This is a genomic window from Dyella psychrodurans, assembly GCF_003363265.1.
Lineage (GTDB): Bacteria > Pseudomonadota > Gammaproteobacteria > Xanthomonadales > Rhodanobacteraceae > Dyella_B > Dyella_B psychrodurans.
Genome location: NZ_QRBF01000007.1, coordinates 1 through 12,824 on the forward strand (window position 1 = coordinate 1; position 12,824 = coordinate 12,824).

General features: G+C 61.7%; 12 protein-coding genes. 5 read left to right on the forward strand and 7 right to left on the reverse strand.

Going from position 1 to position 12,824, the window contains the following annotated elements:
- Positions 1–281 precede the first annotated feature (281 nt).
- Positions 282–1,493, reverse strand: coding sequence for a tyrosine--tRNA ligase (gene tyrS, locus DWU99_RS16650; RefSeq protein ID WP_115479218.1), 1,212 nt, complete (start codon positions 1,491–1,493; stop codon positions 282–284).
- 215 nt (positions 1,494–1,708) lie between these two features.
- Between tyrS and DWU99_RS16655 the strand changes: the two genes are divergently transcribed.
- Both DWU99_RS16655 and DWU99_RS16660 read left to right on the forward strand, forming a co-directional pair.
- A complete protein-coding gene (locus tag DWU99_RS16655; RefSeq protein ID WP_115479219.1) occupies positions 1,709–3,154 on the forward strand; it encodes an OapA family protein in 1,446 nt (481 codons plus the stop codon).
- An 8-nt stretch (positions 3,155–3,162) separates the two neighbouring features.
- Positions 3,163–4,290: an anhydro-N-acetylmuramic acid kinase gene (locus DWU99_RS16660; RefSeq protein WP_115479420.1), complete on the forward strand. Its 1,128-nt coding sequence runs from the start codon at positions 3,163–3,165 to the stop codon at positions 4,288–4,290.
- A gap of 18 nt (positions 4,291–4,308) precedes the next feature.
- Here DWU99_RS16660 and DWU99_RS16665 read toward each other — a convergent pair whose 3' ends face one another.
- The 3 genes from DWU99_RS16665 to DWU99_RS16675 all read right to left on the reverse strand — a co-directional run bounded on the left by DWU99_RS16665 (position 4,309) and on the right by DWU99_RS16675 (position 6,786).
- A complete protein-coding gene (locus DWU99_RS16665; RefSeq protein WP_115479220.1) occupies positions 4,309–4,593 on the reverse strand; it encodes a hypothetical protein in 285 nt (94 codons plus the stop codon).
- Positions 4,594–4,727: 134 nt separating this feature from the next.
- On the reverse strand, positions 4,728–6,026 hold the full coding sequence (locus DWU99_RS16670; protein ID WP_425476826.1) for an AmpG family muropeptide MFS transporter: 1,299 nt from the start codon (positions 6,024–6,026) through the stop codon (positions 4,728–4,730).
- Positions 6,016–6,786, reverse strand: coding sequence for an exodeoxyribonuclease III (locus DWU99_RS16675; RefSeq protein ID WP_115479221.1), 771 nt, complete (start codon positions 6,784–6,786; stop codon positions 6,016–6,018). The genes DWU99_RS16670 and DWU99_RS16675 overlap by 11 nt, the downstream gene beginning before the upstream one ends.
- A gap of 35 nt (positions 6,787–6,821) precedes the next feature.
- Here DWU99_RS16675 and DWU99_RS16680 point away from each other — a divergent pair, with 35 nt between their 5' ends.
- From DWU99_RS16680 to DWU99_RS16690, 3 genes are all read left to right on the forward strand, one after another.
- Positions 6,822–7,316, forward strand: coding sequence for a GNAT family N-acetyltransferase (locus DWU99_RS16680; RefSeq protein WP_115479222.1), 495 nt, complete (start codon positions 6,822–6,824; stop codon positions 7,314–7,316).
- A gap of 24 nt (positions 7,317–7,340) precedes the next feature.
- Complete coding sequence (pyrE, locus tag DWU99_RS16685) at positions 7,341–7,988, forward strand: orotate phosphoribosyltransferase (RefSeq protein ID WP_115479223.1); 648 nt, start codon at positions 7,341–7,343, stop codon at positions 7,986–7,988.
- A 92-nt stretch (positions 7,989–8,080) separates the two neighbouring features.
- Positions 8,081–8,734 carry a DUF4124 domain-containing protein gene (locus tag DWU99_RS16690; RefSeq protein ID WP_115479224.1) on the forward strand — a complete coding sequence of 218 codons (654 nt, stop codon included), beginning with the start codon at positions 8,081–8,083 and terminating at the stop codon, positions 8,732–8,734.
- A 49-nt stretch (positions 8,735–8,783) separates the two neighbouring features.
- On the opposite strand, the gene DWU99_RS16695 is transcribed toward DWU99_RS16690, so the two are convergent.
- From DWU99_RS16695 to coaBC, 3 genes are read right to left on the reverse strand one after another with little or no spacing between them, the layout of a single operon-like run.
- Complete coding sequence (locus DWU99_RS16695) at positions 8,784–11,123, reverse strand: phosphomannomutase/phosphoglucomutase (RefSeq protein ID WP_115479225.1); 2,340 nt, start codon at positions 11,121–11,123, stop codon at positions 8,784–8,786.
- A 20-nt stretch (positions 11,124–11,143) separates the two neighbouring features.
- Positions 11,144–11,599 (reverse strand): dUTP diphosphatase, encoded by a 456-nt coding sequence (gene dut, locus DWU99_RS16700; protein ID WP_115479422.1) that lies wholly within the window; start codon positions 11,597–11,599, stop codon positions 11,144–11,146.
- Positions 11,599–12,804: a bifunctional phosphopantothenoylcysteine decarboxylase/phosphopantothenate--cysteine ligase CoaBC gene (gene coaBC, locus DWU99_RS16705; RefSeq protein ID WP_115479226.1), complete on the reverse strand. Its 1,206-nt coding sequence runs from the start codon at positions 12,802–12,804 to the stop codon at positions 11,599–11,601. Before coaBC ends, dut begins: the two co-directional genes overlap by 1 nt.
- Positions 12,805–12,824: the final 20 nt, after the last annotated feature.

Here is a 12,824-nt window from a genome sequence, read left to right on the forward strand (position 1 = left end):
ATCACTTGCAACCTTCTCTTGAAGATCGCCCCGAAGCATTTCGTCCCGGGTGAGCCGCCCATTCTACATCCCTTTGGCCTTCCGTCAACACCTTCAGCGATGATGCTTTGCCGAGGTGATTGCCGTGCGAAAGAGGTGCTGCGGCGGGGTGGCGAATACTAGGGAGGGCTCGCCATTTTGGCAAGCGATTTCGTGAATTTTTTTTGCTTCGGCGCTAAGCGTCTGTTCTCACTGAATCTCGCGGCGTGATTGCGCGCGATGGCGCAACCACTTCGCACGCATTACGCCTGCTTCAGAAGCACACGCGCGAAATTGCGCTTGCCTACTTGCAGCACTGCCTCGAACCCAGGCGCGAATATGCGTTGCGCATCTTCGATCACTTCCGCGTCGATACGCACGGCGCGTTCCTTGAGTTTGCGGTTAGCTTCCGAATTGCTTGCCGTCAGGCCCGCCGCCGTCAGCAGCGCAGGAAGACGCAGGCCTTCGCCAGGCACGACAATCTCGGTGAGTGGCAGCAGACTGGTATCGCCTTCACCGCGCACGACGGCGTGCCAACCGGCGATGGCTTGTTCCGCCGCCGCCGCGTCGTGGAAACGCGTCGCCAACTCGTATGCAAGACGCAGCTTGGCGTCGCGCGGGTTGAGCGCACCGCTCGCGATATCGCGCTTCATCCGCGCAAGCTCATCGAGTGAAACATCAAAGCTGAGCAGCTCGAACCAGCGCCACATCAGGTCGTCGCCGATCTTCATGGTCTTGGTGACGATGTCGATGGCCGGCTCGTTGATGCCAATGTAGTTGCCGAGCGACTTGGACATCTTGTTGACGCCGTCCAGGCCTTCCAGCAACGGCATGGTCAGCACGATCTGCGGCGGCTGGCCGTGATGCTCCTGCAGCATGCGCCCCATCAGCAGATTGAACTTCTGGTCGGTGCCGCCAAGCTCGACGTCGCACTTCAGCGCCACCGAGTCATAGCCCTGCACCAGCGGATACAGGAATTCGTGGATGGCGATCGGCTGCTGCGAGGCGTAACGCTTGGCAAAATCGTCGCGCTCCAGCATGCGCGCGACCGTGTGCTGCGCGGCCAGCTTGATCATGTCGGCCGCCGTCATCTGGCCGAACCACTCGGAGTTGAAGCGCAACTCGGTTTTCCCGCGATCGAGAACCTTGTATACCTGCTCCGCATAGGTTTCTGCATTGGCCAGTACGTCTTCGCGCGTGAGCGGCTTGCGCGTGACGTTCTTGCCGGTCGGATCGCCGATCATGCCGGTGAAGTCGCCGATCAGAAAAATCACCGTATGCCCCAGATCCTGGAACTGGCGCATCTTGTTGAGCAGCACGGTGTGTCCCAGGTGCAAATCCGGCGCGGTCGGGTCGAAGCCCGCCTTGATGCGCAGGGGCCGCCCTAACTTCAGACGTTCAGCCAGATCTTCCCGCTTGATGATCTCGTCGGCGCCGCGCGCGATGGTAGCTAGCGCCTGCTCAAGCTCGTTCATGTATTCCTCGTGATTTAGGTGCCTAGACAGCCAATAAGGTGACCACGGCCGTCAATTGCGTTAATTGTGCGTTAACCGCAAACATCACGCAAACCCTTGATGCGAAAGGCGTTGACGCCATTTGCACAAGGTCGTTATGGTACGCGCTTATTGATACTTTGTACCGCGGCGGGGGCGGGTACAGCCATGAATAAGAAGAATAAGGTTTATTGGTGATGGCCGACGGCAAGCAAGACGCGCGCTCAGTGCGCAAACAGGCCATCCGCCGCAAGGCTCAACGCCGCCACTCTCACTTCTACGAACGCTGCGCTCACTGGTCTTTCAATGGCCAGGGCGAAGGTACGCCTATTCATTGGCATCGCGAACGCTGGATCCTCGCTGCGACAGGCTTGCTGATTACGCTGCTGTCCGGCTTCCTTATTCCTGCGTGGGCGACGGCGATGAAGCCCGTGGCCGTTGAGCCGGTCGAACACACCTTGCTGCCGCTTGCGCTGCCGAAGATCGTAGCGCCGACGCTCAAAGCACCTGCCGTGGAAGACTGGCGCGTTGTACAGGTACGCCCTGGCCAGACGCTTTCCGATATTTTCCAGAGCCAGGGACTGAGCCTTACCGACCTGCAGACCGTGGTGGATAACGCGGGCGACGCAAAGGCCGCGCTTCACCATATCCATCCCGGCCAGGAGTTCGATTTCCTGATCGGGCGCAACGGCAATCTGGAAGGCATCCGCTTCGATAAAGATGAAGCCACGCGCGCCATCATCCGACTCGACAGCAACGCGCCCAGCGTCGCCACCGTGGTGCGCGCCGTGGAAACGCGAGAGCAAGTCGCGCATGGCGTGATCGAAGATTCGCTGTTCGCGGCCGCCAACAAGGCCGGCCTCAGCAATGCGATGGTGATCAAGCTCGCGGACCTGTTCAAGTACGACGTCGACTTCGTGCAGGATCTGCGCGTGGGAGACAGCTTCACCGTCATCTACGACAACGTGTATCGCGACGGCGCGTATCTGCATGAAGGCGATATCGTCGCCGCCGAATTCGTCAACCAGGGACATCGCTATACCGCCTATCGCTTCAAGCGCGCCGACGGCAGCGACGGCTGGTTCAGCGAGGATGGCCGTCCGATCCAGAAGTCCTTCCTGCGCATTCCGGTGGATTTCACGCGCATCTCTTCGCCATTCAGCGCGGCGCGCATGCATCCGATCCTTGGCTTGATGCGCGCGCACAAAGGTGTGGACTACGCAGCGCCGACGGGTACGCCGATTCACGCTGCGGGCGATGGCGTGATCAAGTACCGCGCCTGGATGAACGGCTACGGCAACTTCGTGATCATCCAGCACGACAGCCACATCAGCACCGCCTACGGCCACATGTCGCGCTTCGCCACCGAACGCGTCGGTCAGCACGTGCATCAGGGCGACATCATCGGCTACGTCGGCATGACAGGCCTGGCGACCGGTCCGCATCTGCACTATGAATTCCGTGTGGATGGCGTGCAGCGCAATCCGCAGACCGTCACGCTACCCAAGCCGGAACCGCTGCCGGGTGCCCAGATGGCGAAGTTCGAGAGCACGGTGGTGAAGCCACAGCTCGCGCGCCTGATGGGAATCGACAACAACTACAAGCTTGCGCAGGCCGAATCGACCAAGCGCAGTGACGATTGAGCCATCGCGTGAATGACGCTTCGGCGCTTTACATCGGTCTGATTTCCGGCACCAGCGCAGACGGCATCGACGCCGCGCTGGTGCGATTCGAGCAGAACATCCCGCAACTTGTGCACGCGCTGACGCACCCATGGCCGGATGCGCTGCGCACGCAAATCCTGCGCGTCGCACAGGATGAAACCAAACTCGATCTGGATGCCTACGGGCGGCTCGACGTCGCCATCGGCGAAACATTCGCCGATGCTGCATGTGAACTGCTTGAACAAAGCGGGACACCAGCCAGAGCCGTGCGAGCGATCGGCTCGCACGGCCAGACGATTCGCCATCGACCGACCGGCGAACATCCTTTCACCCTGCAGATTGGCGATGCGAGCGTCATCGCCGAACGCAGCGGCATCGACGTGGTCGCTGATTTTCGCCGCGCCGATGTGGCAGCAGGCGGCCAGGGCGCACCGTTACTTCCCGCTGTGCATGCCATGTTGCTGGCACTTCAGGGCCGCACACGCGTCGTGCTCAATCTGGGCGGCATCGCCAACATCACCGTGTTGTCGGCCGACGGTCGCGTATCGGGATTCGACACGGGTCCGGCCAACGGCCTGCTCGACGCCTGGTGCCTGCGGCACCGCGGCGAAGCCTTCGACCGCGACGGCGCATTTGCGCGCAGCGGACACGTCGATGCCGCGTTGCTCTCCAAGCTGCTGGATGATCCGTACTTCCGACTGCCCCCACCTAAAAGCACGGGACGTGAACATTTCCACCTCGGCTGGCTGGACGCGCAACTATCGTCGATGACCTTGTCGCCAGCCGATGTCCAGGCAACGTTGCTTGAATTGACAGCCAGAAGCGTTGCGGAGGCCATCGCGCAACATGCTAACGATGCCGTCGATGTGCTCCTGTGCGGCGGCGGCGTCCACAATGGCACGTTGGTACAGCGATTGGACGAACTGCTTCAGCCACGTGAACTGCGTAGCACCGCCGATTACGGCGTCGACCCGGATTATCTGGAGGCCACCGCATTTGCGTGGCTTGCCCGACAGCGCCTGCTGGGATTGCCGGGGAATCTGCCCGCCGTCACCGGCGCGCGGGGACTACGCGTGCTGGGTGCCATCCATGCGGCACATCATGCATCAAACTGAATCAGCGAACAAAATCGATTAGCGGCCCACTGGAGCGAGCTGCTCCGCGCGCGTTACCGATAGCGCCTGCATGGCCTCCTGGAATGCCGCCTGTTCGCTTGCATCCCATTCGCCCGTGGGCTTCGCCAGTTCCTTGGATTCGAGTGAATTCTCAGCATGCAGTCCCGCGCTTTCTGCCACACCCAAACCGCGCCGCAGCGCCTGCAGCACTACATCGTTGATCGACCACTGGCGCTCTTTGGCGAGCGACTGGATGCGCTCAGCCATCAGACGATCGATGTGACGAATCATGATATCCGGCATATGGCGTCGCTCCGTGCCATGTAGCCCCTGTGTGCTGATAGTCGCCAACCCGCGTTGCGCTGGCAATCACCAGCGCAACGTTCCGTGGGCAAGTTGGCAATCGAGATGTGAACGCGTTTGCGACTGCGCCAAAGTTAAGCCGAGCCCGGTTCGTCGTAGCGGAAGCGCCGCCAGAGGCAAGCAAAAAGCAGCATGGCTGGCAGCATCGAGAACACCGTAATCACAAAGTAACCGCCATAACCAAGAGCCGTGACAATGCCGCCAGCGAAAAAGCCGAGCATCTTGCCAGGCAAGTTCACCAGTGAACTCAACAGCGCGTATTGCGTCGCCGTGTGCTGACGATTCACCAGCAGCGACAGAAACGCCACCGTCGGCGGCCCAAGCAGCCCCTCGGCGAAGTTCTGCCCGGAAATGGCCACCGTCAACATCGTCAGGTCGCCGTGGTGATGGATCAGCAGCAGGTACAAAAGGTTGCTGCAGCTTTCCAGCACGATGCACACGCCCAGCGTGCGCCACGCCCCCCAGCGCGCAACCGACGCACCGCCCGCGAATGCACCCGCGATCCCGATCCAGACGCCGTAGATTTTGGTGATCGCACCGATTTCCGTCTTGGAAAAACCCATGTCGCGATAGAACGGACTCATCACGCCGCCAACAATGGCCTGCTCGGGAATCTTGAAGAGCAGGATGAACAGCAGCGTGAGCCCGGCGATGGCCCAGCCGTAACGACGGAAAAAATCCGTGAATGGGTCAATCACGCTATCGCGCATGGCGTCGCGCCATGACGACGGCGCCACGCGACGCACATCCGGCTCACGCATCGACAGCGTGGTGAGAATCGGCACCGCCATCATGACCGCCATCAACGTGTAGACCTTGGCCCAGGCGATGTGATCGGCCAGGATCAGTGCGATCGCACCCGCCGCCAGCAGACCAAGACGATAGCCAAGCGAATACGTCGCCACCAAGGCGCCCTGCGCGGACGGCGGCGCGATCTCGATGCGATAGGCATCGATGGCGATGTCCTGCGTGGCGCCCATGAACGCGACGAACAACGTCATCGCCACGAACGGCACAAGCTGATGTGGCGTTAGCGCCGCCATCCCGAGCAGGCCGGCGAACACTCCCAGTTGCGCGAGCAATAGCCAGCCGCGGCGCTGACCCAGTCGCGTAAAGAGCGGCAAACGCCAATGATCCAGCAAAGGAGCCCAGACGAATTTGAACGCGTAGGTCATGCCCGCGCTGGCGATCATCGTGATGTCCGTCAGCACGATGCCGTTTTCTTTCAGCCAGAACGCCAAGGTTCCTGCCACCAGCAAAAACGGCAGACCCGACGAAAAACCGAGCAGGCACATCGTCCACGCAGCCGGCTGCGAAAACGCGCGCAAAACAGATGGCTTGCGCGCCTGCCCCACGCCAGGATCAGTCGGCATAGTCGACGGTAAACGGCGCGTGATCGGAGAAACGCTCGTCGCGATAGACAGAACAGTGCTTCAGACGATCACGCAATGAAGGCGTCACCACCTGATAATCGATGCGCCATCCCACATTGTTTTCGCGAGCGCGGCCGCGGTTGGACCACCACGTGTATTCCACCGCATCCGGCTTGATTGCACGGAAACTGTCCACCCAGCCGCGCTGCTTGAACAGAAGATCGAGCCACGCACGCTCTTCGGGCAGGCAGCCTGAATTTTTCTGATTGGACGACCAGTTCTTGATGTCATCCTTGGTATGCACGATGTTCCAGTCACCGCAGATCACGTAATCGCGCTTGCTCTTGAGCCACTTGTCGAAAATGGGGGTGATCCAGTCCATCACCTTGAACTTGAATTGCTGACGCTCATCGCCCGACGATCCCGAAGGCACGTAAAGCGAGACCACGCTGAGGTTGCCGAACCGCGCCTCGATATAACGCCCTTCGTTATCGAATTCATCCCAGCCCAGCTCGGTGAGCACCTTGTCCGGCTCGCGTTTGGCGTAGATCGCTACGCCGCTGTAGCCCTTCTTGCTGGTGGCATCACGGTAAAAACAGTGATGTCCATCGGGGCGGAACATCGGATCGGTGAGCTGATCCTCTTGCGCCTTGGTTTCCTGCAGGCAGACCACATCCGCGCGCTGTTTGTGCAGCCATTCGAACACGCCCTTGTTGGCGGCGGAGCGGATGCCATTGGCGTTCAGGGTGATAATGCGCATGGGCGTTCCTCGTGTGATGCGTCATCATAGCAACCATGCCTGATTTGCCCGCCATCCGCGTTGTCCCGGTGACGCCGGAATGGCGCCATGCCTTGCTCCAGTTGCGCGTCACCGCACCACAGCGCGATTTCGTGAGCGACATCGAGCCATCCCTGTCCGACGCCGAAAACTGTCCGGGCAGCGAGCCCATGGCCATCCTCTACAACGAAGAACCGGTGGGCTACTACCGCATCGAGGCGCATGCAGGCAGCTTGGCCGATCGCGATTTCGATCGTCCAGCCGTGGGCTTGCGTTCGTTCTTCATCGATCATCGCTGGCAGGGACGCGGACTCGCAACGCAAGCGCTGTCGGCGCTGACCGCGGACCTGGGTGTTCGCTATCCCGACGCGCGAATGGTGGTCTTGCTGGTCAATTGCCGTAATCTCGCCGCACTGCGACTTTATCTGCGTGCATGCTTCGTCGACACCGGCGAGCTGTACCATGGCGGGCGCTCCGGGCCGCAGCATCTGTTGTGGCGCACCCTGCCCTGACCCAACTTTTGACGAGATTTTCCTGTGCACGATTACCAGCGCGACTTCATCGAACTTACCTTGCAACGCGACGTGCTGCGCTTTGGCGAATTCACACTCAAGTCCGGTCGCCAAAGTCCGTATTTCTTCAACATGGGGCGCATCGATTCGGGCGCCGCCTTGGCCCGCCTCGGACGTGCCTACGCGGCGGCGGTGGTGAATTCGGGGCTGCAAGTGGACATGCTGTTCGGTCCCGCCTACAAGGGCATTGCGCTTGCAGCTGCGACTGCCATGGCGCTGGCCGACCAACATGGCCGGGATGTTCCATGGGCCTATAACCGCAAGGAAGCGAAGGATCACGGCGAAGGTGGCGTGCTGGTGGGCGCCCCGCTCAAGGGACGCGTGCTGATTGTTGACGATGTCATGACGGCAGGCACCGCAGTGCGCGAATCGCTGAACCTGATCCATGCAAAGGGTGCGACGCCGGCTGGCGTGCTGATCGCCCTGGACCGCCAGGAGCGCGGCCAGGGCGATCTGTCCGCAGCCCAGGAAGTGCAACGCGACTACGGCATTCCCGTGATCGCCATCACCGGTTTCAGCGATGTTCTGGCCTACGCCGGCGAGCGTCCCGACCTGACCGCGGAGCACCAGCGCCTGCTCGCCTATCGCGAGCGCTACGGTGTCCGGGAGTAGTTCCTTGCGGTTGCAGTGAATTCAGTCACGCGGGCGCATATCTGCAATCCAGCACGTCATGGCCCGCGGCTATACTGGACCGAGGAGGAATCATGCGTCGACTCGTGCTCATTGCGTCCATCACTTTGTCGCTCGGCCTCGCCGGTCAGGCGGCTGCCGAGCAAACTACTTCCAGTGGCATCCACTATCGCTGGGTGGATGCAAGCGGCCTGCCGCATTACAGCGACGGCCTGACCAATGATGCAGTGAAGTACGGCTACGACGTGATCAGCGTCAATGGCATGGTCATTCAACACGTGGGGCGGGCGCTTTCGCCTTCCGAGCGCGCAGCCGCCGACAAGCAGGCTGCCGAAGAAGCTGCCAAACAGCATGCGATCGAGGCGCGGAAGCGTGCCGACATGGATCTGTTGAACACCTATCCCGATGAGGATGCCCTCAAGACCGAACAGCAGCAGATCCTTGAAAACCTCGACGATCAGATGAGCACCACACGTGCCAATCTGCACAGTCAGGACGCTGCATTGACCGACCTGCTCAACCGCGCCGCCGATAACGAACGAGCCAAGCAGCCGGTACCGAAGTTCCTCACCGACCAGATCTCTGCCGAGCGCAACGTCGTCGCCAACGAAAGGGCACTGCTTCAACGCCAGAAGGAAAGCCGGGACGCGACGGTGCAACAACAGGCACAGGAACTCCAGCACTATCGCGAATTGAAGGCCGCCCAGAAGGAAGATCGCGGCTACTGATCGCCGGTGGCGTCACCGTCACCGGCTACGGAACCTATCCTCACAGGCTTCAAAACGGCAACTTCAACGTCGGATCGACGGCCAGCAGCTGAGTGCGGAATACATCCTGGATCCGCTTGAGCGCTTCGGCGTTATCCGCGTCGAAACGCAGCACCAGGATCGGGGTGGTATTGGAGGGACGCACCAGGCCCCAGCCGTCCGGCCAGTCCGCACGCACGCCATCGATGGTGATTAGCGTGGCATCGCCGAAATGAGCTGTCTCGCGGAATTTCTCGATAAAGCGGTAGTGCTCGCCTTCCGCCATCTCGATCTTGAGTTCGGGTGTCGACACCCCTTTCGGGCACGTAGCGAAAATTTCCTCCGGCGTACGACCCTCGATGTCGCCCGCGAGGATTTCCAGCAGGCGTGCACTGGCATAGATGCCGTCGTCGAATCCGTACCAGCGCTCCTTGAAGAAGAAGTGCCCACTCATCTCGCCGGCAAGCTCGGCGTCGGTTTCGCGCATCTTGGCCTTGATCAGCGAGTGGCCGGTGCGCCACATCAGCGGGCTGCCGCCGGCGTCGAGGATCTGGCCCTTGAGATGGCCCGTGCATTTGACGTCGTAGATGATCGTCGCGCCCGGCTGACGCGACAATACATCGCGCGCGAACAGCATCAGCGTGCGATCGGGGAAAATGATTTCGCCATTGCGCGTGACCACGCCAAGACGATCGCCATCGCCATCGAACGCCAAACCCAGGTCCGCGCCGGTCTGCTTCACCGAAAGGATCAGGTCTTCTAGGTTATGCGGATCGGAAGGATCGGGGTGATGGTTCGGGAAGTTGCCGTCCACATCGCAATACAGCGGAATGACTTCGCAGCCGATCCCCTCGAGCACGTGTGGAGCCACGGCACCGGGAATGCCGTTGCCGCAGTCGACCACCAGTTTGAGTCGGCGCTCGGTCTGCACGTCGGAGGTGATGCGCTCGATGTAGTCAGGCACGATATCGACGTGGCGCAGCATGCCGTTGCCATCGCGCTCGAGCGTATTGCCGGCGATACGCTTGTAGAGGTCCTGGATGGCCCCTTCGGAAAGCGTTTCTCCGCCGACCACGATCTTGAAACCGTTGTAGTCGGGTGGATTGTGGCTACCGGTCACCGCAACGCCGCAGCCGGTGTTGAATCGATAGGTCGCGTAATACACCACCGGCGTGGGTACGGCGCCGATGTCGATCACATCGATGCCCGCAGAACGCAGACCGTCGGACAAAGCGCCGGCCAGCTCCGGGCCGGAGAGACGGCCGTCGCGCCCCACCACGATTTCGTGCAGCCCCTTCTCGCGCATCAACGAACCGATCGCTTGGCCAAGCAACTTCGCGACGTCGGCGGTGAGGCTCTTGCCGACCACACCGCGGACGTCATAAGCACGGAAGATGGCGGGATCGACGGCAATCGGAGCGGGTGCGGGGGCTGGCTTTGCTATGGGGCGAATCACTGGCTTGACCGGTTCTGGCTTGGGAGAAAGCTCTGCAGTGTCCGCCAAAGCCTGCTCTTCCGCCAGAGCAGCAGCGGCGCGGCGCACTCCCGTATGCGCAAGCAGCCAGAAAAGATAGATCCCACCTGCCAGGCCAAGCAGCGTCAGCAGTATCGCCAACAGCAAGGATTGAGGCAGCAGGATGTACGCCCCCGGCAATACCGCAACGATGTTGAAACTGCTGCCGGGCACGTCCTTCCCGACCGGCTCCTTGTCGATGGACGCCAAGCCGCCATGAGCCATCAACTCCAGATCTTCTCCACGATCGCTGCTCTGATGCAGTTCCAACCTACCGCCACCGACCGAGAGATCGTTGAAACGATGCGCAATCGCCGCAAACGGCAATTCGATCCAGACCCAGGCCGTGGGTTTTTGCTGAGTACCCAGCGGCACCACCATCGTCACGCGACGATCACCCACGCCCTTCAGCAAGGACTGCGCCGGCGGATCACCCGCAGCATCCGGCGCGGCCATCAATTGCGCGGCCTTCGCATAGCCAAAGTCGCGATAGTTGGCATGCAGCACTTCATCCAACCCGGCGGAGTAGATCTCCACGTTCAAGGCCTGAGGCAGTCGCTGCTTGAGCGCCACAAGCACCGGCGCCGAATCGGCCGGCAGGCTGCTCGTATCAGTGCCGGCAATGGCCTGGATCACCTGAGCGTGCTCGGCGGCAATTTCCCTGGCAAGCACCTGGACTGCCTGATCTTGCGCGGCATGCACTTGTTGGACAGCCGCGCCCTGGTTGGCGATCAACCATGTTTGCCATGCGGAAAACACGGCAAAGGCCATCAGCAGCGTGCCGCCTGCCAGTAACAACAGCCGCCCCCAATGGATCTGCACCCCCGGCAAACGCGCTCGTGCGCCGTTCATCGCCATGCACCATTCCCCAAGCGTTTCTAGTGTTTCCCCGTTGACCCGAATCCGCCCTCACCTCTTTTCGACGGCACGAATTCATCAACGATCTTCAGGCGTGCCTGCGCCACTGGCACCAGCAGCAGCTGCGCGATGCGCTCGCCCACTGCGATGGTGTAGGGCTGCGTACCCCGGTTCCAGCACGAAATCATCAGCGGCCCCTGGTAATCCGCGTCGATCACTCCTACCAGGTTGCCCATGACCAGGCCGTGTTTGTGACCCAGTCCTGAGCGCGGAACGATCAACGCGCACCAGCCCGGATCGCCAATGTGGATGGCCATGCCGCTGGGCACCAGCGCACTTTCGCCGGGCGACAAGGTAAGCGGTCCCTCCAGTGCGGCGCGAAGATCCATACCTGCGCTGCCAAGGGTCGCAGCCTCTGGCAACGGGATGCTGTCGCCCAGCCGCACATCGAGAATTTTCAGCTCGACATCGATCATCATCCACGCACCGCCTTGTAGCGGCTGGCGATGCGTTCGATCAATTGGCGTGCGATGACCGACTTGTCAGCGCGCGGCAATTCCGCCGAACCGTCGGCCCAGTAAAGCGTGATGGCATTGTCGGCCGTTTCGAAACCCATGCCGTCACCGACCTGGTTGGCGGCGATCATGTCCAATCCTTTGCGTTGCAGTTTGTCGCGCGCATAACTCTCCACGTTCTGGGTTTCCGCCGCGAAGCCGACCAGGAATGGGTGGTCGCGCCCCGCCGAAAGACTGGCCAGGATGTCCGGGTTCTCCGCCAACTGCAACGTGAGGTCTGCACCCGCCTGCTTCTTGAGCTTGTGCGTGGCCATCGCGCTCGGGCGATAGTCGCCGACAGCTGCCGCGCCGATGTAGATATCCGCGCCGTCGGTCGCTTCGACCACCGCGGCGTGCATTTGCGCGGCGCTGCGCACGTCCACGCGTTTTGCAACACCCGCAGGCGTGGCCAGTCCCACAGGACCGGCCACCAGCGTCACCTGCGCACCGGCGTACGCGGCCGCCTGAGCCACCGCGAAACCCATTCGGCCGGAGCTGCGGTTGCCGATGAAACGCACCGGATCGATGTCCTCGTACGTCGGCCCGGCGCTGACCACCACCTTCTTGCCTTGCAGTACCTGATCGCCAAACGAAGCGACCATCGCCTCGCGCAGTTCGTGCGGTTCCAGCATGCGGCCCGAACCGACGTCGCCACAGGCCTGATCGCCCGCGGCCGGCCCAAGGATGCGCACGCCGCGCGAGCGCAGCGTGGCGAGGTTCGCCTGCACGGCGGCGTGTGCCCACATTTGCTGATTCATCGCCGGCGCCACATAGACCGGCGCGGCGGTGGCGAGGCAAACCGTCGTCAGCAAATCGCTGGCGTGCCCATGCGCAAGACGCGCCATAAGATCCGCACTGGCCGGCGCGATCAGCACGCGCTCGGCCCAGCGTGCCAGCTCGATGTGGCCCATCGCCGCCTCGGCCGATTCGTCCCACAGGCTCACGCGCACCGGTTCGCCGGACAGCGCCTGAAACGTGGTCGGAGTCACGAAGTGCGTGGCGTTTTCGGTCATCACCACACGCACGTGCGCGCCGAGGTCACGCAGCCGGCGGACGAGTTCGCAGGACTTGTAGGCGGCGATGCCACCCGATACTCCCAGCAGGATGCGGCGTTGAGCAAGACTCATGATGTAAGCAGGGTCTGACG